This is a genomic window from Bordetella genomosp. 11 (genome assembly GCF_002261215.1).
GTDB lineage: Bacteria > Pseudomonadota > Gammaproteobacteria > Burkholderiales > Burkholderiaceae_B > Bordetella_C.
Genome location: NZ_NEVS01000004.1, coordinates 2,182,254 through 2,204,756, shown reverse-complemented (window position 1 = coordinate 2,204,756; position 22,503 = coordinate 2,182,254). Strand labels below are relative to the sequence as shown.

The 22,503-nt window shown below is 66.2% G+C and carries 24 protein-coding genes; 12 read left to right on the top strand and 12 right to left on the bottom strand.

Going from position 1 to position 22,503, the window contains the following annotated elements; genetic code table 11:
• Window positions 1-7: 7 nt before the first annotated feature.
• Together CAL28_RS17480 and CAL28_RS17475 are read right to left on the bottom strand one after the other, a co-directional pair.
• Window positions 8-478 carry an SRPBCC family protein gene (locus tag CAL28_RS17480; protein WP_094842556.1) on the bottom strand — a complete coding sequence of 157 codons (471 nt, stop codon included), beginning with the start codon at window positions 476-478 and terminating at the stop codon, window positions 8-10.
• Entirely contained in the window at window positions 471-803 is a 333-nt protein-coding gene (locus CAL28_RS17475; RefSeq protein ID WP_094842555.1) for an ArsR/SmtB family transcription factor, read from the bottom strand. Before CAL28_RS17475 ends, CAL28_RS17480 begins: the two co-directional genes overlap by 8 nt.
• 269 nt (window positions 804-1,072) lie before the next feature.
• On the opposite strand from CAL28_RS17475, the gene CAL28_RS17470 reads away from it, so the two are divergent.
• The 3 genes from CAL28_RS17470 to CAL28_RS17460 all read left to right on the top strand — a co-directional run bounded on the left by CAL28_RS17470 (window position 1,073) and on the right by CAL28_RS17460 (window position 3,606).
• Window positions 1,073-1,939 (top strand): SDR family oxidoreductase, encoded by an 867-nt coding sequence (locus CAL28_RS17470; RefSeq protein ID WP_094842554.1) that lies wholly within the window; start codon window positions 1,073-1,075, stop codon window positions 1,937-1,939.
• A 110-nt stretch (window positions 1,940-2,049) separates the two neighbouring features.
• Complete coding sequence (locus tag CAL28_RS17465) at window positions 2,050-2,628, top strand: TetR/AcrR family transcriptional regulator (RefSeq protein ID WP_094842553.1); 579 nt, start codon at window positions 2,050-2,052, stop codon at window positions 2,626-2,628.
• Window positions 2,629-2,730: 102 nt separating this feature from the next.
• A complete protein-coding gene (locus CAL28_RS17460) occupies window positions 2,731-3,606 on the top strand; it encodes an SDR family NAD(P)-dependent oxidoreductase (RefSeq protein ID WP_094844691.1) in 876 nt (291 codons plus the stop codon).
• Window positions 3,607-3,700: 94 nt separating this feature from the next.
• On the opposite strand, the gene CAL28_RS17455 is transcribed toward CAL28_RS17460, so the two are convergent.
• Window positions 3,701-4,570 carry an aldo/keto reductase family oxidoreductase gene (locus tag CAL28_RS17455; RefSeq protein WP_094844690.1) on the bottom strand — a complete coding sequence of 290 codons (870 nt, stop codon included), beginning with the start codon at window positions 4,568-4,570 and terminating at the stop codon, window positions 3,701-3,703.
• Between the two features lie 113 nt (window positions 4,571-4,683).
• Between CAL28_RS17455 and CAL28_RS17450 the strand changes: the two genes are divergently transcribed.
• The gene (locus tag CAL28_RS17450; protein WP_094842552.1) at window positions 4,684-5,601 is read left to right on the top strand and encodes a LysR family transcriptional regulator; all 918 of its coding nucleotides are present in this window, start codon (window positions 4,684-4,686) and stop codon (window positions 5,599-5,601) included.
• A 36-nt stretch (window positions 5,602-5,637) separates the two neighbouring features.
• Here the strand turns inward: CAL28_RS17450 and CAL28_RS17445 are convergent, their stop codons facing one another.
• Window positions 5,638-5,850, bottom strand: a complete 213-nt coding sequence (locus CAL28_RS17445; protein ID WP_094842551.1) for a hypothetical protein — start codon at window positions 5,848-5,850, stop codon at window positions 5,638-5,640.
• Window positions 5,851-6,033: 183 nt separating this feature from the next.
• Entirely contained in the window at window positions 6,034-6,963 is a 930-nt protein-coding gene (locus CAL28_RS17440) for a LysR family transcriptional regulator (protein WP_094842550.1), read from the bottom strand.
• A 150-nt stretch (window positions 6,964-7,113) separates the two neighbouring features.
• Here CAL28_RS17440 and CAL28_RS17435 point away from each other — a divergent pair, with 150 nt between their 5' ends.
• A complete protein-coding gene (locus tag CAL28_RS17435) occupies window positions 7,114-8,400 on the top strand; it encodes a YbfB/YjiJ family MFS transporter (RefSeq protein ID WP_094842549.1) in 1,287 nt (428 codons plus the stop codon).
• Between the two features lie 56 nt (window positions 8,401-8,456).
• Here CAL28_RS17435 and CAL28_RS17430 read toward each other — a convergent pair whose 3' ends face one another.
• Window positions 8,457-9,683: an FAD-dependent monooxygenase gene (locus CAL28_RS17430; protein WP_094844689.1), complete on the bottom strand. Its 1,227-nt coding sequence runs from the start codon at window positions 9,681-9,683 to the stop codon at window positions 8,457-8,459.
• Between the two features lie 128 nt (window positions 9,684-9,811).
• On the opposite strand from CAL28_RS17430, the gene CAL28_RS17425 reads away from it, so the two are divergent.
• Window positions 9,812-10,714: a LysR family transcriptional regulator gene (locus CAL28_RS17425; protein WP_094842548.1), complete on the top strand. Its 903-nt coding sequence runs from the start codon at window positions 9,812-9,814 to the stop codon at window positions 10,712-10,714.
• A gap of 88 nt (window positions 10,715-10,802) precedes the next feature.
• Here CAL28_RS17425 and CAL28_RS17420 read toward each other — a convergent pair whose 3' ends face one another.
• The gene (locus CAL28_RS17420; protein WP_094842547.1) at window positions 10,803-11,585 is read right to left on the bottom strand and encodes an AraC family transcriptional regulator; all 783 of its coding nucleotides are present in this window, start codon (window positions 11,583-11,585) and stop codon (window positions 10,803-10,805) included.
• Between the two features lie 122 nt (window positions 11,586-11,707).
• Between CAL28_RS17420 and CAL28_RS17415 the strand changes: the two genes are divergently transcribed.
• Window positions 11,708-12,913, top strand: coding sequence for an MFS transporter (locus CAL28_RS17415; RefSeq protein ID WP_176464029.1), 1,206 nt, complete (start codon window positions 11,708-11,710; stop codon window positions 12,911-12,913).
• Window positions 12,914-12,931: 18 nt separating this feature from the next.
• Here the strand turns inward: CAL28_RS17415 and msrA are convergent, their stop codons facing one another.
• Both msrA and msrB read right to left on the bottom strand, forming a co-directional pair.
• The gene (gene msrA / locus CAL28_RS17410; RefSeq protein WP_094842546.1) at window positions 12,932-13,450 is read right to left on the bottom strand and encodes a peptide-methionine (S)-S-oxide reductase MsrA; all 519 of its coding nucleotides are present in this window, start codon (window positions 13,448-13,450) and stop codon (window positions 12,932-12,934) included.
• The gene (gene msrB / locus CAL28_RS17405) at window positions 13,447-13,896 is read right to left on the bottom strand and encodes a peptide-methionine (R)-S-oxide reductase MsrB (RefSeq protein WP_094842545.1); all 450 of its coding nucleotides are present in this window, start codon (window positions 13,894-13,896) and stop codon (window positions 13,447-13,449) included. Before msrB ends, msrA begins: the two co-directional genes overlap by 4 nt.
• A gap of 321 nt (window positions 13,897-14,217) precedes the next feature.
• On the opposite strand from msrB, the gene CAL28_RS17400 reads away from it, so the two are divergent.
• The gene (locus CAL28_RS17400) at window positions 14,218-15,042 is read left to right on the top strand and encodes an alpha/beta fold hydrolase (protein WP_094842544.1); all 825 of its coding nucleotides are present in this window, start codon (window positions 14,218-14,220) and stop codon (window positions 15,040-15,042) included.
• A 56-nt stretch (window positions 15,043-15,098) separates the two neighbouring features.
• On the opposite strand, the gene CAL28_RS17395 is transcribed toward CAL28_RS17400, so the two are convergent.
• Together CAL28_RS17395 and CAL28_RS17390 are read right to left on the bottom strand one after the other, a co-directional pair.
• The gene (locus CAL28_RS17395; protein WP_094842543.1) at window positions 15,099-15,674 is read right to left on the bottom strand and encodes a DNA-3-methyladenine glycosylase I; all 576 of its coding nucleotides are present in this window, start codon (window positions 15,672-15,674) and stop codon (window positions 15,099-15,101) included.
• Between the two features lie 71 nt (window positions 15,675-15,745).
• Entirely contained in the window at window positions 15,746-15,988 is a 243-nt protein-coding gene (locus CAL28_RS17390; RefSeq protein WP_094842542.1) for a hypothetical protein, read from the bottom strand.
• A gap of 270 nt (window positions 15,989-16,258) precedes the next feature.
• Here CAL28_RS17390 and CAL28_RS17385 point away from each other — a divergent pair, with 270 nt between their 5' ends.
• The 3 genes from CAL28_RS17385 to CAL28_RS17375 all read left to right on the top strand — a co-directional run bounded on the left by CAL28_RS17385 (window position 16,259) and on the right by CAL28_RS17375 (window position 19,558).
• On the top strand, window positions 16,259-17,704 hold the full coding sequence (locus CAL28_RS17385) for an MFS transporter (protein WP_094842541.1): 1,446 nt from the start codon (window positions 16,259-16,261) through the stop codon (window positions 17,702-17,704).
• 179 nt (window positions 17,705-17,883) lie between these two features.
• Window positions 17,884-18,441, top strand: a complete 558-nt coding sequence (locus tag CAL28_RS17380) for a DUF4232 domain-containing protein (protein WP_094842540.1) — start codon at window positions 17,884-17,886, stop codon at window positions 18,439-18,441.
• Window positions 18,442-18,601: 160 nt separating this feature from the next.
• Window positions 18,602-19,558 (top strand): tripartite tricarboxylate transporter substrate binding protein, encoded by a 957-nt coding sequence (locus tag CAL28_RS17375; protein ID WP_094842539.1) that lies wholly within the window; start codon window positions 18,602-18,604, stop codon window positions 19,556-19,558.
• Window positions 19,559-19,697: 139 nt separating this feature from the next.
• Here the strand turns inward: CAL28_RS17375 and pdxR are convergent, their stop codons facing one another.
• Window positions 19,698-21,113: a MocR-like pyridoxine biosynthesis transcription factor PdxR gene (gene pdxR, locus CAL28_RS17370; protein WP_094842538.1), complete on the bottom strand. Its 1,416-nt coding sequence runs from the start codon at window positions 21,111-21,113 to the stop codon at window positions 19,698-19,700.
• 270 nt (window positions 21,114-21,383) lie between these two features.
• Here pdxR and CAL28_RS17365 point away from each other — a divergent pair, with 270 nt between their 5' ends.
• Entirely contained in the window at window positions 21,384-22,481 is a 1,098-nt protein-coding gene (locus CAL28_RS17365) for an extracellular catalytic domain type 2 short-chain-length polyhydroxyalkanoate depolymerase (RefSeq protein ID WP_094842537.1), read from the top strand.
• Window positions 22,482-22,503: the final 22 nt, after the last annotated feature.

The window sequence follows — 22,503 nt, the reverse complement described above, 5'->3', positions numbered from 1 at the left end:
ATGTGCTTCACGCGCCGGCGGAAGTGGCGGGATAAGGGTCCGGCAGCACGATGGAGCCGGTTTCGAGCAGCGACTTGAGGTTGGACAGTATCTTGGGCCAACCGCCCGACACGGCTTCGATGAACTTCGAATGTTCGCGGTCGATGGTGTGGGTAATGGACAGCTTTACCGCGGCGCCATCGGCTTGCAACTCCATCGTGCACAGCGATTCGCCTTCCGCTTTCAGTTCGGGCCGCTCCTGATGTTGCCAGCGGATGACCAGGCGTCGCGGCGGGTCGGCCTCGATGATGCTGCCCGCGTCGTAAACCCGCATCCCATCGCCGGAAACCAGCTTCCATGAGGATCCGGGCGTCCACTGGCTTTCGCAATGCATGCCGAACCAGTATTGCTTCATGAATTCCGCGTCGGTGAGCGCAGCCCACAGTTTTTCCGGTGTGGTACGGATGTAGGTCACGTAGACAAAAGTGGATCTAGTCATCGGTTTTCTCCAGGCGTTGTTTCAGGTTTGAAAGCGCCTTCAGGCGCGGCTTCTCGAACTTGGCTATCCAGCGTTCGTAGATTTCCTGTAGCGGTACGGGGTTGAGGAAGTGCAGTTTTTCGCGGCCGCGCCGTACGGTGGCGACCAGATTGGCTGCCTCGAGCACGGCCAGATGCTGGGTCGCGCCCTGGCGGGTCATGTCCAGGTGTTCACATAGTTCCCCCAGCGTGCGGCCATCGTGCGCGTGCAGCAGGTCCAGCAGCTTGCGGCGGCTGGGATCGGCCAGGGCCTTGAACAGCAGGTCGGTATCGCGGCGTTCCGCCATGTGGATATGCAAGTGTTTGGTTGCATGAATAATAGGCAAGCAAATACTTGCGTGTCAAGACTTCCGGCTCATCCGGCCCGCGTGTCGGCCACGGCGCGGTGCGGGGAAAGGGCTGTCGCCGGGCCTTGCCGAAGCATTGCAAATTTTGCTGCCCGCGCCTGAGCGGGCTGGCGGCGCGCGGATGCCCGGCCATACCGGGTCTGCGGGTTGCTGGGAAGGCTTGGTCGGGAGCCCCCCACGAATCCGAATTCGCCGCTTTGGAGATAGCCATGACCGATACGAAACGTCCCGCCCCGCCTTTTTCCGCCCAGCAGCAGGACCACACCCCCGGGCGCACCGCCGAGATGGCGCCGCAGCCCGACCACGGCGAGAAAACCTATCGCGGCTCGGGACGCCTGTCCGGCAAGGCTACCGTCATCACCGGAGGCGACAGCGGCATTGGCAGGGCCGTGGCCATCGCCTATGCCCGCGAAGGCGCCGATGTGCTGATCGCGTATCTCACCGAAGACGACGACGCACGCGAGACCGCGCGCTGGGTGGAGGAAGCCGGGCGCAAGGCGGTGCTGGTGCGCGGGGACATTACGGACCCGGCGCATTGCAAGGAAATCGTCGAACGGGCCATGCGGGAGTTCGGCCGGCTCGATGTGCTGGTCAACAACGCGGCGTACCAGATGACCTATCCGTCGCTGGAAGCGATCAGCGACGAGGAATGGAACAAGACCTTCGATACGAACATCGGTGCCATGTTCAGGATCACGCGTGCGGCGGTCTCTTATATGAAGCCCGGTGCGGCGATCGTCAATACGACCTCGATCAACGCGGACCGCCCGAATCCCGGCCTGATCGCCTACGCCGCGACCAAGGGCGCGATCCAGAATTTCACCGCCGGCCTGGCCCAGTTGCTGGCGGAGAAGGGCATCCGGGCGAACTGCGTCGCCCCGGGACCCATCTGGACACCGTTGATTCCGTCGACGATGCCGCCGGAAAAGGTCAAGGACTTCGGCAAGCAGGTTCCGATGAAGCGTCCCGGGCAACCTGCCGAGCTGGCGGCCGCCTATGTGATGCTGGCCTCCGACGAGGCCAGCTACATCTCCGGCGCGACCATCGCGGTAACCGGCGGCGCGCCCATTATTTGAGATGGCGAGCGCCGCGGCCGCGGGATGCGTCCCGCACACGCCGTCCACGGGACTTGCCATCTCGTGCCCACCGGTTTATGATTGAGTGGTCACTCATTTATGGAAGGCATATGGCGCGCCCACGCAGCGAGGATAAGCGCGAGGCGATTCTGGCCGCGGCGGCAGAGGCCCTCGCGGTGGACGGCGTCGCCGCGACGACGGCGCGTATCGCCAAGCTGGCCGGCGTCGCGGAAGGAACCGTGTTTACCTATTTCGCCAACAAGGACGCCTTGCTGAACGAGCTGTACGTGTCCCTGAAGGCCGGGCTGCGGGAGGCGATGATGACGGACTTTCCGCGCCGCGCCTCGCTGGCGCGCAGGGTTCGCCATGCATGGGATGCCTACCTGGACTGGGGCCTGGCCCACCCGGATGGCCGCCGCGCCTTGCGGCAGCTTGACGTGAGCGGCCGTATCGATGCGCAGCATCGTGCGGCCGGCGCGGAGGGATTCAGCGAAATCAGGACGATGCTGAGCGAGCGGGCCGCCGGCGCGAAAGAGTCGCCGACCGAGGCGGCCAAGGTATTCACGGGAGCGCTTTTTACCTCGCTGGCGGAGACGGCGATGGAATTCATCGCGCGCGATGCCGCCAATATCGACGTCTACCGCGACCGCGGGTTCAAGGCCTTATGGGCCATATTGCAGGCGGACTGAAAAGGGCGGGATCGGCCCGCATAGCGTTGCGGGCGGATTTTGCGTCTATAAATGAGTGAGTACTTAACCAATTAAATGACGGAATCGATCAAGGAGTCCGATATGTCCAAAGTCTTTCTGGTTACCGGTGCCGCGCGCGGCCTGGGGCGTTCCATCAGCGAAGCGGTGCTGGCCGCCGGCGATTGCCTGGTCGCGGGTGCCCGCGACCCCGCAACGCTGTCCGACCTGGTGGAACGCCATCCGGATCGCATCCGCCCGGTTGCGCTCGATGTGAAGGACGCGCACGCCGCGCAGGCCGCGGTGGAGACTGCGCTTTCGGTCTACGGCCGACTCGATGTGCTGGTGAACAACGCGGGCTACGGCCACACTTTGCCCTTCGAGCAGATGACGGCGGAGGACTTTCGCGACCAGGTCGAAACGAACCTGTTCGGCGTGGTCAACCTGACCCGTGCGGCGCTACCTGCCATGCGGGCGCGGCGGCGTGGCCATATTTTCCAGGTGTCATCGGTGGGCGGGCGCACTTCGACGCCGGGGCTGTCGGCCTACCAGGCCGCGAAGTGGGCGGTCGGAGGGTTCAGCGACGTCGTGGCGAAGGAGGTTGCGCACCTGGGGATCAAGGTATGCACGCTGGAACCAGGCGGGATGCGCACGGAGTGGGGCCGTACCGCGAGGACGCCGGGGGACAATGTCTTGCCCGACTATGAACCATCGGTGGGCCGGGTGCTCGAACTGCTGGGCGGTTATATGGGGAAGGAACTGAGCGATCCGGCGAAGATCGCCGCTCTGTTGGTAGAGCTGTCCAACCGCGACGACTTGCCGCTGCGCCTGCTGTTGGGCGGGGATGCGTTGTATGTCTGCGAGCAGGCCGAGGCGGAGCGCGAGCAGGAACGGCGGGAATGGCGCGACACCACGCTATCCACGCATTTCCCGAATGCGAAGCTGCCGGAGGGCCTGGATGCGTTGAAGCGCCGCGCGTGATATGCGCGGTGCGCTTTGTGGGGCTCGCCTTCGGTTTTCGGCCGCGAACCACGCGGCCGCGAAATGACGCGGCCTGCCGGCGTTTCGACGGACGTCACCCCGCCGCGATGCCGTCGAGCGCGTGCATGGCATCGTCCGGCAGCCGTATGCCGCCGGCCGCCAGGTTTTCCTTCAGGTGTGCCGGCGACGATGTGCCGGGTATCAGGAGGATGTTCGGTGAACGCCGCAGCAGCCAGGCCAGGGCGACCTGGAAGGGCGTCAGGTCCAGCCGCCGCGCGACATCGGACAGCGTGGACGATTGCAAGGGGCTGAAGCCGCCGAGCGGGAAAAAGGGAACATAAGCGATGCCGGCGGCGTTCAAGTCGTCGATCAGGGCATCGTCATCCCGGTGCGCGACGTTGTAGTTGTTCTGGACGCAGACGATGTCGCAGATGCGGCGTCCTTCCTCGACCTGCGCGGCGGTGACATTGCTCAGCCCGATGTGGCGCACCAGTCCCTGCTGTTGCAGGGCCGCGAGCGGAGCGAGCATCGGTTCGATCGAACCTTCCGCGGGGCCATGCGTGTCGAACATAATGCGCAGATTGACGACGTCCAGTACGTCCAGTCCCAGGTTGCGCAGGTTGTCGTGCACCGCCTGGGTCAGCTCCTGGGGCGTGAAGGCAGGCAGCCAGGCGCCGTCGTCGCCCCGGCGCGCGCCGATCTTGGTGACGATAACCAGATCGTCGGGATAGGGCGCAAGCGCTTCGCGGATCAGCTGGTTGGTGATATGCGGGCCATAGAAATCGCTGGTGTCGATATGGTCGACGCCGGATGCGACGGCTTCGCGCAGAACGGCCAAGGCGGCCTGGCGGTCCTTGGGCGGGCCGAATACGCCCGGTCCGGCAAGTTGCATCGCGCCGTACCCGACCCGCTTTACCTGGCGATGGCCGAGTGCATGGGTGCCGGCTTGATCGATGGAGGGCATGGTGCAGTCCTTTTCGGTGAACGAGGCCTTTACGATAGCCAGCTTGAGGCCGCGCGATAATCCCATACAATCCGTACGGGCTGTGCGGAATATCGAACAATGGCGGGCGATCGATGAAAGTGGACCTGAACGATTTGAACGCCTTCGTCGCGGTGGCGCGTGCCGGCGGATTTCGCGATGCCGCCCGGTCGAGCGGCACGAGTCCGTCGGGACTGAGCGAGGCGGTGCGGCGCCTGGAGGCACAGGTCGGGGTGCGGCTGCTCAACCGGACGACACGCAGCGTGGCGCCGACCGAAGCCGGCGCGGGCTTGCTCGCGCGGCTGTCGCCGGCCTTGAACGAAGTCCAGGCGGCGCTCGATACGGTCAACGGGTTCCGCGACAGGCCCGCCGGTACGCTAAGGCTGAACGTGCCGGTCAGCGTGGCCAGGCTGGTCTTGCCTGCCATCGTTCCGCCTTTCCTGGCCGCGTACCCGGAGATCGTCCTCGATATCGTCGCCGAGGAAAGCTTCGTCGATGTATTGGCCGCGGGTTGCGATGCCGGCATACGCTACGAAGAACGCCTGGAACAGGACATGATCGCGGTCCCCATCGGCCCCCGCGTCCAACGCTTCGCGGCGGCCGCCTCGCCTGGCTATCTGGATCGACATGGCCGGCCCGCGCATCCGCGCGAGCTGGTGCATCACGCCTGTTTGCGCGGCCGCTTCCCGAGCGGCGCCATGCCGCCATGGGAATTCGAGCGGAATGGCGAAGTGGTGCGTGTCGAGCCCAACGGCCCCCTGGTCGTTCGGATAGGCGGCGGGGTCGACCTGGCGGTGGATGCCGCGCTTGCCGGGACCGGGATCGTTTATCTGTTCGAGGATTGGCTGCGGCCGCTTTTGGATAGCGGTGCGCTGAAACCCGTCCTGGCGTCCTGGTGGCCGCGCTTTTCCGGGCCATTTCTTTATTACCCCGGCCGGCGCCTGATCCCCGCGCCATTGAAGGCCTTCGTGGATTTCATCAAGAGGCCGGCGGTCGCGAGCGCCACGTCCTGATGTCTGCCGCGGGTGGAACGGCCCCGGACGGCCGGATCAGGGGCGCAGCTTGCGGCGTTCGTTTTCGTAGGCGTCGTAGCTCATGGTGCTTTCTTCCATGCAACGCTGCCGGTCCTGCATATCCGTTATCTGAACGCATTGGAATTGCCGCCGACCCTGGGCGACGTCGTACGCGTGCTTCCAGGTGCACGCGGTGGTCAGTATCAGGGCAATCAGGCCCATGGAAAACAATATCGAATTCAAACGCACGAGACTTCCTGAAGAGGGGAACCAAGCGAGGGCCGCTCACGGCGGAGGCCGGGCTGGCAGGGCGGGATGAGTCACCGCCGGTCGGCATGGGTTCACGCAGGACGGTCTTGCGCCGGGGATCGCCGGCGTTGAATCAATGGCGGGCTTCCCGTGCGGGCGTGGCGGCCGCGGGTCGAGGCGGTCCTAGGCGCGCTTCCTGGGCGCCAGCGTCGAGATCGGCACGGGGGCCCGATCCTTTTCCGGCACACGATGAAAGCGCCGTGCGATGTCCAGGAAGGCCGTTAAGGCGCTGGAGACGTAGCTGTCCGCGCGACGGATGAACAGGGTTTCGGCGCGTGCCTGATCGCGGGGCAGCCGGTGCATGGAAACGCGTCCGGCTTCGAACGCGGATTGCACCACGCCCCGGGGCAGCAGTGTCACGCCCACGCCCGCGCCCGCGCAGCTGACGATGGCATCCAGGGACCCGAATTCCAGCGGGCGGGCAACGACAATGCCCATGCCGGCCAGCAAGGTTTCCAGGCGCTGCCGATACGAGCAGCCGCGCTGGAAGACGATGGTTTTCAAATCCGCGACGTTGGCCAGATCCTTGATCGACCGTATGGCGGGGCTGGTGACCAGCACCAGCTCTTCCGTAAAGAGTCTTTCCTGGTGGACTTCCGGGTGATCGATCGGCCCGCTGACGAAGGCGCCGTCGAGCCGGCATTCCACGACGTCGCGCAGCAGCCCGGACGTGGTGCCGGTCCCCAGGGTCAGACGGACTTCCGGATAGGCGCGGGCGAACTCGGTCAGCAACGGGGCCAGTCGGAGTGCCGTGGTGGTTTCCAGGCCGCCGAGTACCAGCGCGCCGCCCGGGGCGCCGTCGTCCTTTGCCGCGGCCTGCGCTTCCGCGAGCAGCCTGGCGATGCGGCCGACGAAAGGCAGCATGCGCTGGCCTGCCGCGGTGATGGTGACCCCGCGCGCGTGGCGTTGAAACAAGGGGACGCCGATTTCGTCCTCCAGCGCGCGGATGCGCGCGGTGACGTTGGATTGAACGGTGTGCAGCTCGCCGGCCGCCTTGTTCATGCTGCCGTGCCTGGCCACGGCGGCCAGGGTTTTGAGATCGGCGACGTCCATGGAATTTCCCGGGTGTAAATACGTTGCCAAAGCGTAGCACCATATCATCAGGATCGATAGCCTATATCTGAATAAGTCGCTTCTGGAGATACCTGCCCACGCGTAAGCTCTTACCATCAGACGTGCGAGGACGACATCATGGACAGGGTCATGACGGACGGCGGCGAAATCACCGATATGCGCGCGGTGGGGGCCCGGTGGGCCACATTGGCGGGTTTTTGCGCCAGCCTGGTCGGTATCGGACTGGCGCGTTTCGCCTATACGCCCCTGTTGCCGGCCATCGTCGGCGCGCACTGGTTCGCCGCCTCGGTGGCTGCCTACCTGGGCGCGGCCAACCTGGCGGGTTATCTGGCCGGGGCATTGCTGGGCCGGCCGATCGCGGCGCGCGTGCCGATCGCGTTCACGCTACGGGCAATGATGCTGCTGGCAACCGCCGCTTTTTTCGCCTGTGCGTTCCCCATTTCGTTCGGGTGGTTCTTCGCGTGGCGCTTTCTTTCCGGACTGGCGGGCGGCGCGCTGATGGTGCTGGCGGCGCCCACGGTCCTGCCCCTGGTGCCCGCCGCGCGGCGCGGCCTGGCCGGCGGAGTCATTTTCATGGGGGTGGGCGTCGGCGTGGCGGCCTCGGGAACCCTGGTCCCGCTGCTGCTGCGCCAAAGCCTGCAGCACACCTGGCTGGGGTTGGGCGTGCTGTCGCTCGTCCTGACCGTCATTGCGTGGCGGGGTTGGCCCGACGGCGTCGAGGCCGAGCGGGTGGCCGGGCCTGCCCGAGACGGCGGCGCCCAGGCCCGGACTGCCTCCGCGCACGCCGATCCGCATGGTTCGGCCACCGTTGCCGCGGCGCCGCGGCCGCGGCAACACCGGGTGCCGCGCGTTCCGGCGCTGCGGGCCCTTTATGCGGAGTACGCGCTGAACGCCGCCGGTTGGGTGCCGCACATGATTTTCCTGGTGGATTACGTCGCGCGCGGACTGGGACAGGGCTTGCAGGTGGGCGCCCAGTACTGGGTGCTGTTCGGTATCGGCGCGACAGTCGGGCCCGTGCTGGCGGGCGCGCTGGCCGATCGTATCGGCTTCGGCCGCGCGCTGCGGCTGGCCTTCACGCTACAGGCCGTGGGCGTGGCGATTCCCGCGCTGGGACTGGGCATGGCCTGGTTGATGGCGTCCAGCGTGGTGGTCGGGGCATTCGTTACCGGGACGGTCCCGCTGGTGCTGGGCCGCGTGCATGAACTGCTGGCGCATCATCCTGCCCATCGCAATCCGGCCTGGCGCACGGCCACCGTGGCCTTCGCGCTGTTCCAGGCGGTCGCCGCCTACGCGCTGTCTTTCGTTTTCAACCACAGCGGCGGCGACTATGCCCTGCTTTTCACGATAGGCACGGCGTCCATGGTGCTGGCTTTGCTGATCGATCTGGTCTGGGCGAACCGGCGCCAGGATGCCTGAGTAGCCGGCCGGCCCGCGCCGGCATCCGCGCCTGCGTATCGCGAGCCGGTACGGTGCTAGCGGGCCGGCTCGCGCACGGCGACCGTGTCGACGTCGTAGGTGAACAACCATTCGTACCGTTCGCGCACCCGCTGCTCGTTCCACTCGCGTTCGACGTAGGCGGCGGCGCCCTCGGCATGGGCAAGCGCGGGATTGTGGAAGCGGCGGGCGTTCTCGGCCGAGCCGCGCACGACACGGGCCGTCCGTTCCTTGCGCAGATCTTCATAGCGGGCCAGCGCCAGGGCGGGGTCGCCCGGAATTTCGGCCAGGCAGCGTGCCAGGATGTACCCGTCCTCGATGGCCATCGCGGCCCCGGATGCGAGCATGGGCAGGGTGGGATGGCAGGCGTCTCCCAGGAGCGCGATACGGCCCTGGCGCCAGACGGGCAGCGGTTCGCGCAGCATCAGCGCCCATTTGAAGGGCTGGTCCAGCGCGCGAATCAGGGTATGGACATCGTCATGCCAGCGCGCGAAGTCGGCCAGGCATTCCTCGACGGAACCCTGTTGGGTCCAGGACTCCACCTGCCAGTCGTCGCGTTCCAGGATGCCGACGAAATTGACGAGTTCGCCGCGCCGCAGCGGATAGTGGATGACGTGGGCTCCCGGCCCCACCCAGTTCACCGCATAAGGTTCGCGCAGATGCGCCGGCAGCCTGTTGGCGGGGATAACGCCGCGCCAGGCCAGCGTCCCGGAAAATACCGCGTCGTCGGCACCGAAGAGTTGCGCGCGGATGCGCGAATGCACGCCGTCCGCGCCCACCAGGACATTGCCCCGGCGGGTCTCGCCGCCGGCCAGCGTGGCGGTCACCGCATTGCCGTCCTGCCGCACCGATTCGACGCGTGCGTTCAGTTCGATGGCATTCGGGTCCAGCGAGCGAACGGCGTCGACCAGGGCCGCGTGCAGATCGGCGCGATAGACCGTGAGATAAGGATAACCGTAGCGGGAGATCGATTCCGCTCCCAGGTCGAACAGCGGCCAGGTCTGTCCGCTGTTCCATAGCCGTATCCGCTTGCCCGCGGCGGTACTGGCCACGCTGCCCAGCGCTTGCGCCAACCCAAGCTGGAACAGCACACGATTGGCGTTGGCGCTGAGCTGGATACCGGCGCCCAGCTCGCGCAGCTGCGCGGCCTGTTCCAGCACGCGCACCTTGAATCCACGGCGCAGCAGTGCCAGGGCCGCCGTCAATCCGCCCAGGCCCGCCCCGGCGATCAGGATATCGGGATGGCTTGCACTATCGCTTTGCATGGGGAATTCCTTGTCCGGGTTGCACAGGCGGTATTTCAGCAAAACGGGTCTCAGAAGTGAATCTGCTTTATTCGTTCAGTTAACAACTAAAATTTGTTAATCGCCTTCGCGGCACTTCGGCCGATCCGATGAACTTCTCTTTGCGCCAGTTGCATGCCTTCGTGGCCGTGGCCCGCCACGCCAGTTTCACCAAAGCCGCGGAGCACTTGCACATTACCCAGTCCGGCTTGAGCGCCATGGTGCGCGAGCTGGAGGATCAACTGAACTGCCGCCTGTTCGAACGGACGACGCGCACCGTCCGCCTGACGCCGGCTGGCCGGCAGTTCATCCCGATTGTCGAGCGCACCCTGCGCGATCTGGACGCGGCTGCCGCCGAGATGGCCAGCCTGGAACGGCCCGGCCGGTACCGTGCCCGCATCGGCGTCACGCCGCTGATCGCCTGCAGCGTGATTCCGGAAGTACTGCGGCGCTTGCGGCGCGAGGCGCCGCAAGCCGATATCGACGTGGCCGACCTGGATCGTGCCCTGATACAAGGCCAGGTGGAAAGCGGCGAACTCGATGCGGGCTTCGGCGCTTTCTTCAATCGTGTGTCCGGCATCCGGAGACGGGCGCTGTTCCAATGGCATCCCATGCTTGCCGTGGCGCCCGGGATGCGGCGTTCCGCGGCCCCGATCGCCTGGGACGATATTCCCAGGCATGGCCTGGTTTCGCTGCCGCGCGGCAATCCGATCCAGGAACTGGTCGATCGGAAGCTGCGGACCGTCCCTGGCGACGGCGCGAGCGGGCGCACGGTAACGCACCTGGAAACGGCGATGGCGCTGGTAGAGGCCGGCCTGGGGCAGGCCGTCCTGCCCTCGTTCGCGGCGCTGGCGGGTTCGCGCTGGCGCGTGCGCTTCGTCCCGGTAACGCCGGGTGTCACGCTGGACTACTACTGCATTACGCGCGCCGGGCGACCGGCATCGTCCCTGGTGGACCGGTTCGCCGCCGTATTCGCCGAAGTCGCCCGCGGCCACATGGATGCGGGCTCCTGATGCATGTGCGGCCAAAGGGCGTGGGGCGCGTCGGTGTGCCGTATGGGCGCTTTCCGGGAACGAGGCGGGCGCCGCCGCGGCGACCGATTCAGCCGATGGACGCGAAGTATTTCGCCGGCGGTTTGCCCACGGCTTTCTTGAACATGGTGATAAACGCCGTCACCGACTCATAACCCAACTGTTCGGCCACCCGCTGGACGGTCTGGCCGGCGGCCAACTGGCGCAGGGCGATGATCAGGTGCAGTTGCTGGCGCCAGCGGCCGAAGGTCATGCCGGTTTCCTGGCGAACCAGCCTGGCCAGCGATCGCTCGCTCATGGCGACCAGCCTTGCCCAGTCCGCGAGCGTGCGGCGGTCGGCGGGGCGATCGGAAAGCATCGTCGCGATCCTGCGCATGCGCGGTTCGTCGGAGGTGGGCACGTGCAGATGCTCCACCGGCATGGTGGCCAGCTCTTCCAGCAGCACGACGGCCTTGCGGCCGGTGGGACTGTCCGCCGCGTAGTCCGCTGGCTGTCCGGCCATGTCCAGGATAAGCGCTTGTACCAGCGGCGAAATCGCCAGGGTGCAGCAATCGGAAGGCAGGCATCCGGCGCCGGGCTGGACGTACAGGTAGCAGATACGCGCATTGGCGGTGGCGCGTACCCTGTGGGGCATCATGCCGGGTACCCAAACGGCATACTGCGGGGGCACCATCCAGATGGCGCCGGCCACTTCGCACGTTACGCCGCCTTTCAACGCCAGAATCAGTTGGCCCTGGCGATGCCGATGCACGGGTATTTCGCTGCCGTAATCCGTGGTTTCCAGGCGTATGCCGATCACCGGGCCCGTGGCCCCATCCAGATTGAAGTCCTTGAACAGTGCTTCCAGCAGCATGGGGGCGGACCCGTAGTGGCGATTGGCAGATTTTAGAGATTTGTTGGCATAGTATCTAAATTCATGCGAACCCGGGAAGGGTAAGGTAGCGGGGTCTTGTTCATTGCCGTTGTTGATATTCCATGTCTTCGCAAACCATACGCCTTCCCGTCGCCAGGCCGATGCTGCTTCTCGCCGGTCTGCTGCTGATCGCCTGCGTCCTGCGCGCGCCGGTCACGGGCGTCGCTCCCGTTCTGGACCTTATCCAGGCCACTTATGGCCTGACACGCGCCCAGGCCGGCCTGTTGACCACGCTGCCCCTGGTGGCCTTCGGCGTTATTTCGCCGTTCGCGGCCTTGCTGGCCCGCGCTTACGGGCTGGAACGCGCGCTGTTCGGCGCCTTGGTGCTTATGGTCGCCGGCATGGGGGTGCGCTGGGCGGGACCCTTGTGGGCCCTGTACGTGGGCACGGCGCTGATCGGTGCCGGTATCGCGGTTGCGAACGTACTCGTTCCCAGCCTGGTCAAGCGCGATTTTCCGGCCAGGGTGCCGACGGTCACGGGCATGTGTGCGCTGATGATGGGCGCGGTCGCTGCCGGCGCTTCGGCGATCGCGGTGCCGCTTGCCGATGCCTATGGCTGGCGCACCGCGCTGGGCGGCTTCATCGTGCTGCCGCTGCTCGCGCTGGCGATATGGCGCTCGCAGCTGGGCGCGCATACCGCGCCGGCCAAGGGCACCGCGGCCATGCCGCACGGCGGGCGTATCTGGCATTCGGCGATTGCCTGGCAGGTGACGCTATACATGGGGATCAACTCGCTGCTGTATTACGTGCTGGCGGGATGGCTGCCGGTCATCCTGACGGAACAGGGCTTTACCGCCGCCGAGGCGGGCTCGATGCACGGCCTGATGCAGCTCTCGTGCGCCTTGCCCGGCCTGGTGCTGGGCGCGGTCGTCAGCCGCATGAAGAACCAAGTATGGATTTCCGCCGCGATGGCCCTGGTCATTGGCGTCTCGTTGCTGGGATTCATGTACGCGCCGGGCTGGTCGACGGTGTGGGCGGCTCTGTTCGGCGCCGGTTCCGGCAGCGCGATCATCCTGTCGCTGATGTTCATGAGCCTGCGCGTGGCCAGCGTGCAGCAGGCCGCCGGATTGTCGGGCATGGCCCAGGGGATAGGCTACCTGCTGGCCGCCTGCGGTCCCACGCTGGCCGGCAAGGCGCATGACGTGGCCGGCAACTGGCATACGGTGATGATCGGCGGCGTGGTGCTGGCCATGGTGATGGCGGTGTTCGGGGCGCTGGCCGGCCGCGCGCGCCAAATGCCGGCCAGTCTCGCGCCAGCCCGGCACTAAGCCGGGCTGGGCGCCGCGTCAGCCGGCGTTGGCGGCTTGCGGGCGCCGGGGCAGCTTCCAGTTCGGCCGCACGAAATGACAGGTATAGCCGTTCGGTATCCGTTCCAGATAGTCCTGGTGTTCCGGCTCGGCTTCCCAGAACGGGCCGGCCTCGGCCAATTCCGTCACCACTTTGCCGGGCCACAGCCCCGATGCGTCGACGTCCGCGATCGTGTCTTCGGCGATGCGCTTCTGTTCGGCATTGGTGTAGTAGATCGCCGAACGATAGCTCGTGCCGACGTCGTTGCCCTGGCGGTTGCGCGTGGTGGGATCGTGGATCTGGAAAAAGAATTCCAGCAGCTGCCGATAGCTGGTCTTTTCCGGATCGAAGACGATCTCGATCGCCTCGGCATGCGTGCCGTGATTGCGGTAGGTGGCGTTCGGCACATCGCCGCCGGTGTATCCGACCCGGGTGGAAATCACGCCGTCGAAGCGGCGGATGAGATCCTGCATCCCCCAGAAGCAACCCCCAGCGAGTACTGCGCGTTCGTGGTTCATCGAATGTCCTCCACTTGATCGAGATAGGCGCCATAGCCTTCCGCTTCCATCCGCTCTCGGGGAATGAAGCGCAGCGATGCCGAATTGATGCAGTAGCGCAAGCCGCCGCGGTCGCGCGGCCCGTCCGGGAATACGTGGCCGAGGTGGCTGTCGCCATGGGTGGAACGGACTTCGGTCCGGATCATCCCATGCGTGGTGTCGCGCAATTCGTTGATGTTGGCCGGTTCGATGGGCTTGGTGAAACTGGGCCAGCCGCAACCGGATTCGTATTTGTCCGACGACGCGAACAGCGGTTCGCCGGAGACGATATCGACGTAGATGCCCGGTTCCTTGTTGTCCAGGTATTCGCCTGTGCCCGGCCGTTCGGTGGCGCTTTCCTGGGTAACCCGATATTGCTCGGGTGTGAGCCGGGAGATGGCTTCCGGATCTTTGCGATAGTCGGGCATGGTTCGCTCCTTGGAAACAGGGAAGGTCGATTAAATGGGGCGATTCGCGCCGTATTCAAGGTATGCCATGCAGCGGTGTCCATGGCAGCGGACGGCGTCGGCCGGGACCAAGTATAAGAGGCGCAAGCGCCGCAACCCCGCCGGCGGGGTTGCCGCCGGCGCGGCGGCGCCACCCGATCGCCCGGCGCTATCCCGATGATTGACGTCACCGTTCGGCGATAGACGCTCGGCGCGTTCGCGGTATACCCTTCAAGCGCCGGTCAGCGGGGCCGGCTTGCCCACGCTGCGGCATTTTGACCTGACTCTTCGAAAGGATGCGCCATGAGCAAAATCAAGACGAAAGACGGCACCGAAATTTTCTACAAGGATTGGGGGACGGGACAGCCCATCGTTTTCCATCATGGTTGGCCGCTGAGCGCGGACGATTGGGACGCCCAGATGCTGTTCTTTCTGCACAAGGGCTATCGTGTGATCGCCCACGACCGTCGCGGCCATGGCCGTTCGTCGCAAACCGCGACCGGCCACGAGATGGACACATATGCCGCCGACGTCGCCGAGTTGGCCGCCGCGCTGGACCTGCGCGATGCCGTGCACATCGGTCACTCCACCGGTGGCGGCGAAGTGACCCGCTACGTGGCCCGCCATGGGAAGGGGCGGGTGGCCAAGGCGGTACTGATAGGCGCGGTGCCGCCCGTCATGGTCAAAAGCGAGAAGAACCCCGGCGGCCTGCCGCTGGAAGTCTTCGACGGCTTTCGCGCGGCGCTGGCGGCGAATCGCGCGCAGTTTTTCCTGGATGTGCCGAGCGGGCCGTTCTATGGGTTCAACCGCGAGGGCGCCAAGGTCTCTGAAGGGGTGATCCGCAACTGGTGGCGCCAGGGCATGATGGGCGCCGCCAACGCCCACTTCGACTGCATCAAGGCTTTTTCGGAAACCGATTTCACCGAGGACCTCAAGCAGATCGATGTGCCCGTCCTGATCATGCACGGCGATGACGACCAGATCGTGCCCATCGCGGATTCGGCGCTGCTGTCCGCCAAGCTGGTCAAGCACGGTACGCTGAAAGTCTACAAGGGCTATCCGCATGGCATGTGCACCACGCATGCCGATGTGATCAACGCGGACCTGCTTGCCTTCATCCAGGGGTGATGAAGCGGGCGCGCCCTTGAGGGCGCGCCTCGTTCGGCGCGCAGGCGACAGCCGGGCTAGCGCGATCGCGCTCCCGGCGAACGCCGGAAGCAATCGATGGCGTGATCGTTGACGATTCCCACGGCCTGCATCCATGCATAGACGATGGTCGGCCCGACGAACTTGAAGCCGCGTTGCTTCAGTTCCCTGGAGATCCGTTCGGAAAGCGGCGAGGTGGCAACCCAGGTCTTGCCGTCGTTCAGGATGGGTTGGCCATCGGTGAAGGACCAGCAGAAGTCGCTGAAGCTCAGGCCCTTGTCCTGCATGTCCAGATAGATGCGCGCGCCGCCGATGGTGGCCTGGATCTTCGCGCGGGCCCGGATGATGCCCGGGTTGCCCATGAGCCGTTCGATATCGCGCTCGTCGTAGCGCGCGACGATGGCAGGTTCGAAGCCGGCGAACGCCTCGCGGAAGGCGTCGCGCTTGCGCAGCACGGTGATCCACGACAGGCCGGCCTGGAAGCCTTCGAGCATCAGCATTTCCCAGAGCATGCGGCTGTCGCGTTGCGGCACGCCCCATTCTTTGTCGTGGTAGTCGCGCATCAGCGGATCGTCTTCGGCCCAGGCGCAGCGGTGCCGTCGGGTGGTGGTCATGGGGCAGGTCCGGTAACCGAATTGCGGCATTGTAGTGGTGGCCGTCCGAACCTGCCCGACGCGAGAGACGATCAGGCTTCTGCGGGCGGGCGCTGCGCCAGGATGGCGTTGTCGCGCCCGTTGATCATGAGGTCGCCGACCTGGGCCACGTCGGACGTGGCGACCTTGGTCAGTAGGTAAGCGACGATCCCGGCGGCGGAGGATGGCATCCAGTCCATGATTCCGTCCTGGGCAATCGGAGGGTGCAGGGGTTCCTGCTGCGCCGGCAGGGTTTGCGCATTGAGGGGGGTCTGTGCGGTAAGGGATAGGGTCACGGGAAAACTCCTAGGGTGAACGAGCGAGGTCCCTGAGTACGGTCCTCGCCATGAAGGTTCCGCCGCATCCGGCGCGCGCGGTACCGGTGCGCGGATGCGTGCGGAAGGCCCGATATGCACCTGACATTCCGCTGACAGCGATGCGCGACCCTGTCCCCAGCAGGGGCATGGCGTGCCCTTACTGCACCGCAAAATATACTTCCGGCCTTGCATCTTTCACGGCAAGGCGGCGCGCCGGTGCGCTGTCCGATCCGTCGTGTCGACCGTCTAATGACCGCTTCCACTTCCCACGCACGGCTTGGCCGGGCGGGCCTGTACCTGTTGCTGGCGGGCCAATTGCTGCCCATGATCGATTTTTCCATCGTCAATGTCGCGCTGGACGCGATGGCGCGGTCGCTGCATGCCAGCGAGATGGAACTTGAGCTGATCGTCGCCGTTTATGGCGTCGCTTTCGCGGTCTGCCTGGCGATGGGCGGCCGCCTGGGCGATAACTATGGCCGCCGGCGTGTGTTCTGGTGGGGCGTGATGCTGTTCACGGTGGCTTCGCTGCTGTGCGGATTGGCGGGACAGGTGTGGGTGCTGCTGGCCGCACGGGCGCTGCAGGGGGTGGCCGCGGCGCTTGCGGTGCCGCAGATCCTCGCAACCATCCACGTCAGCCTGCGCGGCCCGGAGCACTCGCGGGCCCTGGGTCTATATGGGGCGATAGGCGGGCTGGCCTTCGTGGTGGGCCAGGTGCTGGGCGGCCTGCTGGTGTCGCTGGATCTGGGCGGCCTGGGCTGGCGCAGCGTGTTCCTGATAAACCTGCCGATAGGGCTGCTGGTGATGGCCTATACCGGCCGCTGGCTGCCCGAAACGCGGTCCTCGCATCCTGCCCGCATCGACTGGCCGGGAACCGGGCTGCTGGCGGTGCTCATCCTTTGCCTGCTGATACCCGTGGCGCTGGGGCCGGTACTGCATTGGCCCTGGCAGTGCCTGGCGATGCTGGCCGCGGTGCCTTTCCTGCTGTATGCGCTCTGGATTACCGAATTGCGGCAAGAGCGCCGCAAGGCTTTCCCCTTGTTGCCGCCTTCCTTGTTGCGCCTGTCCAGCGTACGGTTCGGCGTTTATATCGCCGTGCTGTTTTTCTCGAGCTGGAGCGGCTTCATGTTCGCGATGGCGCTGACGCTGCAGGCGGGCGCGGGCATGTCGCCATTGTCGTCGGGCAATACCTTCATCGCCATGGGAACCGCGTATTTCGTCGGCTCGCTGATGACCAGTCGCGCGGTCTCGCGCTTCGATAAGGCCCCGGTGCTGATCTTCGGCTGCCTGGTGCAGATGGCCGGCGTCCTGGCGCTCATGTTTACGTTGCGCGCGGTGTGGCCGGAACCCACCGTCATCAACCTGATGGCCGCGACGATACCCATCGGTTTCGGCCAGGCTTTCATCGTCGGATGCTTCTTCCGCATCGGTTTGTCGGAGGTCCCGTCCGAGCATGCGGGGGCGGGCAGTGCCACGTTGTCGACCGTGCAGCAAAGCGCGCTGGGCCTGGGACCGGCCATTTCGGGTTCTGTGTTGACGCATTTCCTGGCCGGGCCGCAAGGGAATTATCTGCGTGGGGCCAGCGGCGTCCTTACCATGGAATTCATCGTGGTGGGTGTGCTGGTACTGGCCACGATGGCCTATGAGTGGCGCCGCCGTGCGCGCCGGACAGCGCTGGCCGGCGCGGCCGGCGAGTAGGCCGTCAGGGGTCGCGGCTGCGGCGCCATCCCCGCGCATCGGTGCGTCTGGCGTTGCGCGCCAGGCGATACGTGTAATTTCCGAAAACAGAACGTATCCTGGCGGCGGCCGCCGCGCGCCCGTAGGCATAATGCCGGTTGATCACGCGTCCGCGAACCGCGGCATGGAGCCATCGACCCATGAAACCGGCATCTTCGTTTCGTAAAGGCCTTGCGGCGTCTTGCCTGGTGCTATGCGCCACCTTGGCGACGGCTGCCGCGCGAGCGGCCGAGCCCACCTGCGACCCGGCCCAGCTATCCTTCGCCGCGGACAGGGAAGGCGGGCAGTTCGACGGTACTTCGCATTCCGGTACGCTGGTCGTGCTGCGCAATCTGGGGCCGAACACCTGCACGGTTCCGATGCGTCCGGAAGTGGGTTTCCTGGACGGCGCGAACAAGCCGCTGCGGGTTGCCGCGCAGTCGTCCATCGGCATGCATCCGGGCCCCGTCATGCCGCAAGTCGCCATACCCGTCGGAGCGGAATTGACCAGCGAAGTACGCTGGGTGTCCGGCGACGTGTACGGCGATCCCAAGCAGCCCGGCAATTGCGTGTCGCCGGCCTTTATCACGCTGACGCTGGGCGTCCGCGTGTTCGTGGCCCCGTTCACGACCCGATTGTGCGGTCCCGCGGGTAAACCTCCTTCCTATTCCGCCACGCCGCTGCATCGCGATCCGCCCTACGTTCCCGCGGCGCGTTGATCCGGCGCGGTTCGGTCCGATCGCCGGCCGCACCGTCACGGGCATCGCGCATCGCGCGCGGCTCGACGCGCGCAGTGCGGCGGCTGCCGTCCGTCGGGGCGGGCGTGTGCGATCGGCCATAATGCGACCTCCAAGAGCCGATACACAGGAGGGGATTTCCATGTTCAAGCACTTGATCGCCGGCGCCACGCTGGCCACGGCCGCGTTGGCCGCCCACGCGCAGTATCCCGATCATGCCATCCGCATGATCGTGCCGTTTCCGCCCGGACAGGCGACCGACATCTTCGCCCGCGCCCTGGCGGAAAAGCTGGGCGCGGAACTGAAGCAGTCCATCATCGTCGACAACCGGGCGGGCGCCGGCAGCAATATCGGCATGGCCCAGGCCGCGCGCGCGCCCGCCGATGGCTACACCCTGGTCATCGCCGGCAGCGCGGCAGCGGTCAACCAGACGCTATACAAGAAGCTGGACTACAGCCTGAGCAAGGATTTCGCGCCGGTGACGGGGGTGTTCTCGGTACCGTTGATGTTCCTGTCCAATCCGCAATCGGGCATCAAGACGATGCGCCAACTGGTGGAGCGGGCCAAGGCACATCCCGGTGAGCTGGCCTACGCCAGCGCCGGCATCGGCGGCACCCAGCATTTGTCGGCCGAAATGTTCAAATCGGCGGCGGGGATCGACATCCGCCACATCCCGTACAAGGGCAGCGGGCCCGCGCAGGCGGACTTCCTGGGCAATCAGGTGCCGCTGATGGTGGATTCGGTCACCGCCGGGCTGCCGCATGTACAAAGCGGCAAGGCGATCGCACTGGCCGTTACGACGGCCAAGCGCTTGCCGCAGCTGCCGAACGTGCCGACGATCGCGGAATCCGGCTATCCGGGTTTCGAGGCCATCGGCTGGGCGGCGGTCCTGGCGCCCAAGGACACGCCGGCTCCCATCGTGGACTTCCTCAGCCAGCGCATCGGCGCCATCCTGAGCTCGCCGGCCATGCAAGGTTATCTGCGCGAGCGCGGCGCCGAACCGATGGCGATGACCCCGGCCCAGACCGGGACCTTCATCCAGGGCGAGATCGCCAAATGGGGTGCCGCGGTGAAGTCGTCGGGGGCGGAGGTGGATTGACGCGGGGCACGACGCCGCGCGCCGCGGTGGGATGCGCGGCGTGCGAGTGGAGCGTCCCCGGCGCGGTCCTTGCCGCGCAGCGCGCCGGGGCCGGGGCCGGGCAAGCAGGCTTCGTCCATCGCCGGGCTTCGCCCCTGGATCAGCGCGCTTCATCGATCAATCGCAGCAGCGTGCGGCAGTCGGTTTCCAGGGTGGCTTCGGCGACGTTGCTGACGGCAAGCATCAGTCCTGGCCGGGGCGGTAGCGACACATACCAGTTGGATAGCGCGCCTGGCGCCAGGCCGTGGTCCAGCGCGCGCCGGGCGATCTCCATGTCGTCGGTGCCGTCCGGCAGCGCCAGCCGCACGGCCAGGCCGGCCATGGCGGCGGTCGCGTCCAGCGGCAAGCGCGCCAGGCAGGCACTCAAGGCGTCGCGGCGGGCGGCATAGAGCCGCTTCATGCGGCGCAGATGCCGCAGGTAGTGGCCCTGGCCGATAAATTCGGCCAGCGCGAGCTGCGGCGCCGAGGCCGGGGCCGGCGCCAGGCAGGCGGCCACTTCGGTGAAATGCCGGGCCTTTTCGGTGGGGACGACGATGAACCCCAGCCGCAGTACCGGGCTGAGCGTCTTGCTGAACGTACCGATATGCAGGACGCGGCCGGCGCCGTCCAGTGCCGCCAGCGCTGGCGCGGCGCGGCCGCGCAGCTGCAGTTCGCTGAGGAAATCGTCTTCGACCACCCACGCGCCTTGCCGCGCGGCCCAATCCAGCAGGGCGCGCCGGCGCGCCGGCGCCATGGTGACGCCCAGCGGCGCCTGCTGGCCGGGGGTGACGACCGCCAGGGCGGCGTCCGGCGCGCTGCGCAGGCCCGCCTCGACGTCCAGGCCTTGCGCATCGACCGGCACATGGGCCAGCCGCATGCCGGCCAGCGTCAGCGCCCGCCGCGTCAGAGGAAAGCCCGGGTCTTCCATCCAGGCGGTCCGGCCTTCCAGGCCGAGCGCGCGGATGACCAGGTTGAGCGCGCCACTGTAGCCGGCAGTGATCAGAACCTGCGCCGGCGAACACGACACGCCGCGCGTCAGCGCGAGATAGGCAGCGATCTGTTCGCGCAGGCGCGCTTCGCCCCGGGGATCGGGATAGCCCATCGGGCCCGATGCCATCTCGCGCGCGGCCTGGGCGAACAGGCGCGACCAGACAGCCACCGGAAATGTGTCCTGACCCGGAACGCCCATCTGGAACGTCAGGGGCCGGGCCGAGAACCGCTGGATCAGATCCGGCACGGGCGCCGTGTCGCCAGGCGGAGGCGGCGGCGGTGCGGGTATGCCATGGCGTGAAACGAAGGTGCCGGCCGCGCCCGCGGGAACCAGCAATTGTTCGTCGATCAGCCGCTCATAGGCCGCGCGCACGGTGCCGCGCGCGACGCCCAGCTGTGAAGCGAGATCCCGCCAGGAAGGCAGGCGCGCACCGGGCGCCAATCGGCCATCGCGGATGGCCTGGCCGATGGCGTGGTGGATCTGTCCGGCCAGCGGCATGCGCGCCTGCCTGTCGATGGCGATTTGAAAATTGTCGGGGGTCTCCATCGTCTCGATCAGGTTGTTATCGGCAGTCCGAATGCTTCGGGAGCCCGACGGCCCGGGAAGTTCGCGTCCGCCGATCGTACATAAATTCCGGCCGGCCCAGGGGACCGAAACCTTGTGTATCGGTGAATGAAAACGTATCGGCCGCCACCCGCAGCGGCATAGACTATGCCTTCGTCGAAATGATGTAGCGTCTGCTCATTCACCGGCCGGACTACCCGTGGCGGCAGTCCGGGCATACAGGACATAGATTTTCTTCAAGGTGAAAGTCCAATGAAAACCGCGACCTACGGGCTCGGCGTGTTGTTTCTGGCCGTCAGCCTGCTGCTACCGTGCTCGTATTCGAATGTCGCATGGGGCCAGCCAGCCGCCGGGCCGCGTGACGCCGCTGCATCGGCGCCCGCGCCGATCAACGTGGACACCTCGCGCATTGCCGTGGCGGGCTTCTCGTCCGGCGCCTATATGGCGGTCCAGGCGCAAATCGCTTTCCCGGAAATGTTCCGGCGGGCGGGGATACTGGCGGGCGGCCCCTACCAGTGCGCCGAGGGCAGTGTGACCAACATGATCGAGCGTTGCATGGAGGGCGCGCCATCGCAGGCGGACGTCAAGCGCTTCGTTCAAACCACGATACGGCGCTCCAACAACGGCGAGGTCGGTCCCTTGACCGAGCTGAGCAACGGCATCGTTTACCTGCTGCACGGTACGGCTGATGCGATCGTGAAACCGCCCGTGGCGGAAGCGGGCATGGCGTATTACACCGCGCTCAAGCAGCAGGCCGGGCTGGCGAACTTGACCATTATCGACGATAACCGCCGCGATTTCGGGCATACGTTCCCGACCGATCTGCCACCCGCGCCAGTCCGGGGACAACCCTATTCGAAGGATGACTGCAAGACATCCGCGCCGCCTTATATCGGGCACTGCAAGTTCGATGGCGCGAAATTGATGCTCACGCATCTATACCCCGAAATCGATTCGAGTCGGGTAGTGCAGACCGGGGCGATCGGCAAGCTTCAGCAGGTTCCCGTCTCCGGTGCGGCCGGCTCGGCCTATATGGAGGACTGGGCGTTTTTGTACACGCCGGCTTCCTGCCTGGACGGCCAGCGTTGCGGGCTGCTTGTCGCCCTGCACGGGTGCAGCCAGAACTACACGGCAGTCGGCGATAACTTTGTCCGATTGGCCGGCTTCAATCGCTGGGCCGATGCTTTCCATGTCGCCGTCCTGTATCCCCAGACCAAGACTTTCGCCGGGAACTACGGCGGCTGCTGGGACTGGTGGGGATATACGGACGCGAACTATGACGTACGCAAAAGCCAGCAACTGCAGCGGATTACGGGCACCGTGATGGACTGGATTCTCCACCGCAAATAGCGCATGCGACCGCCCGCCGGGT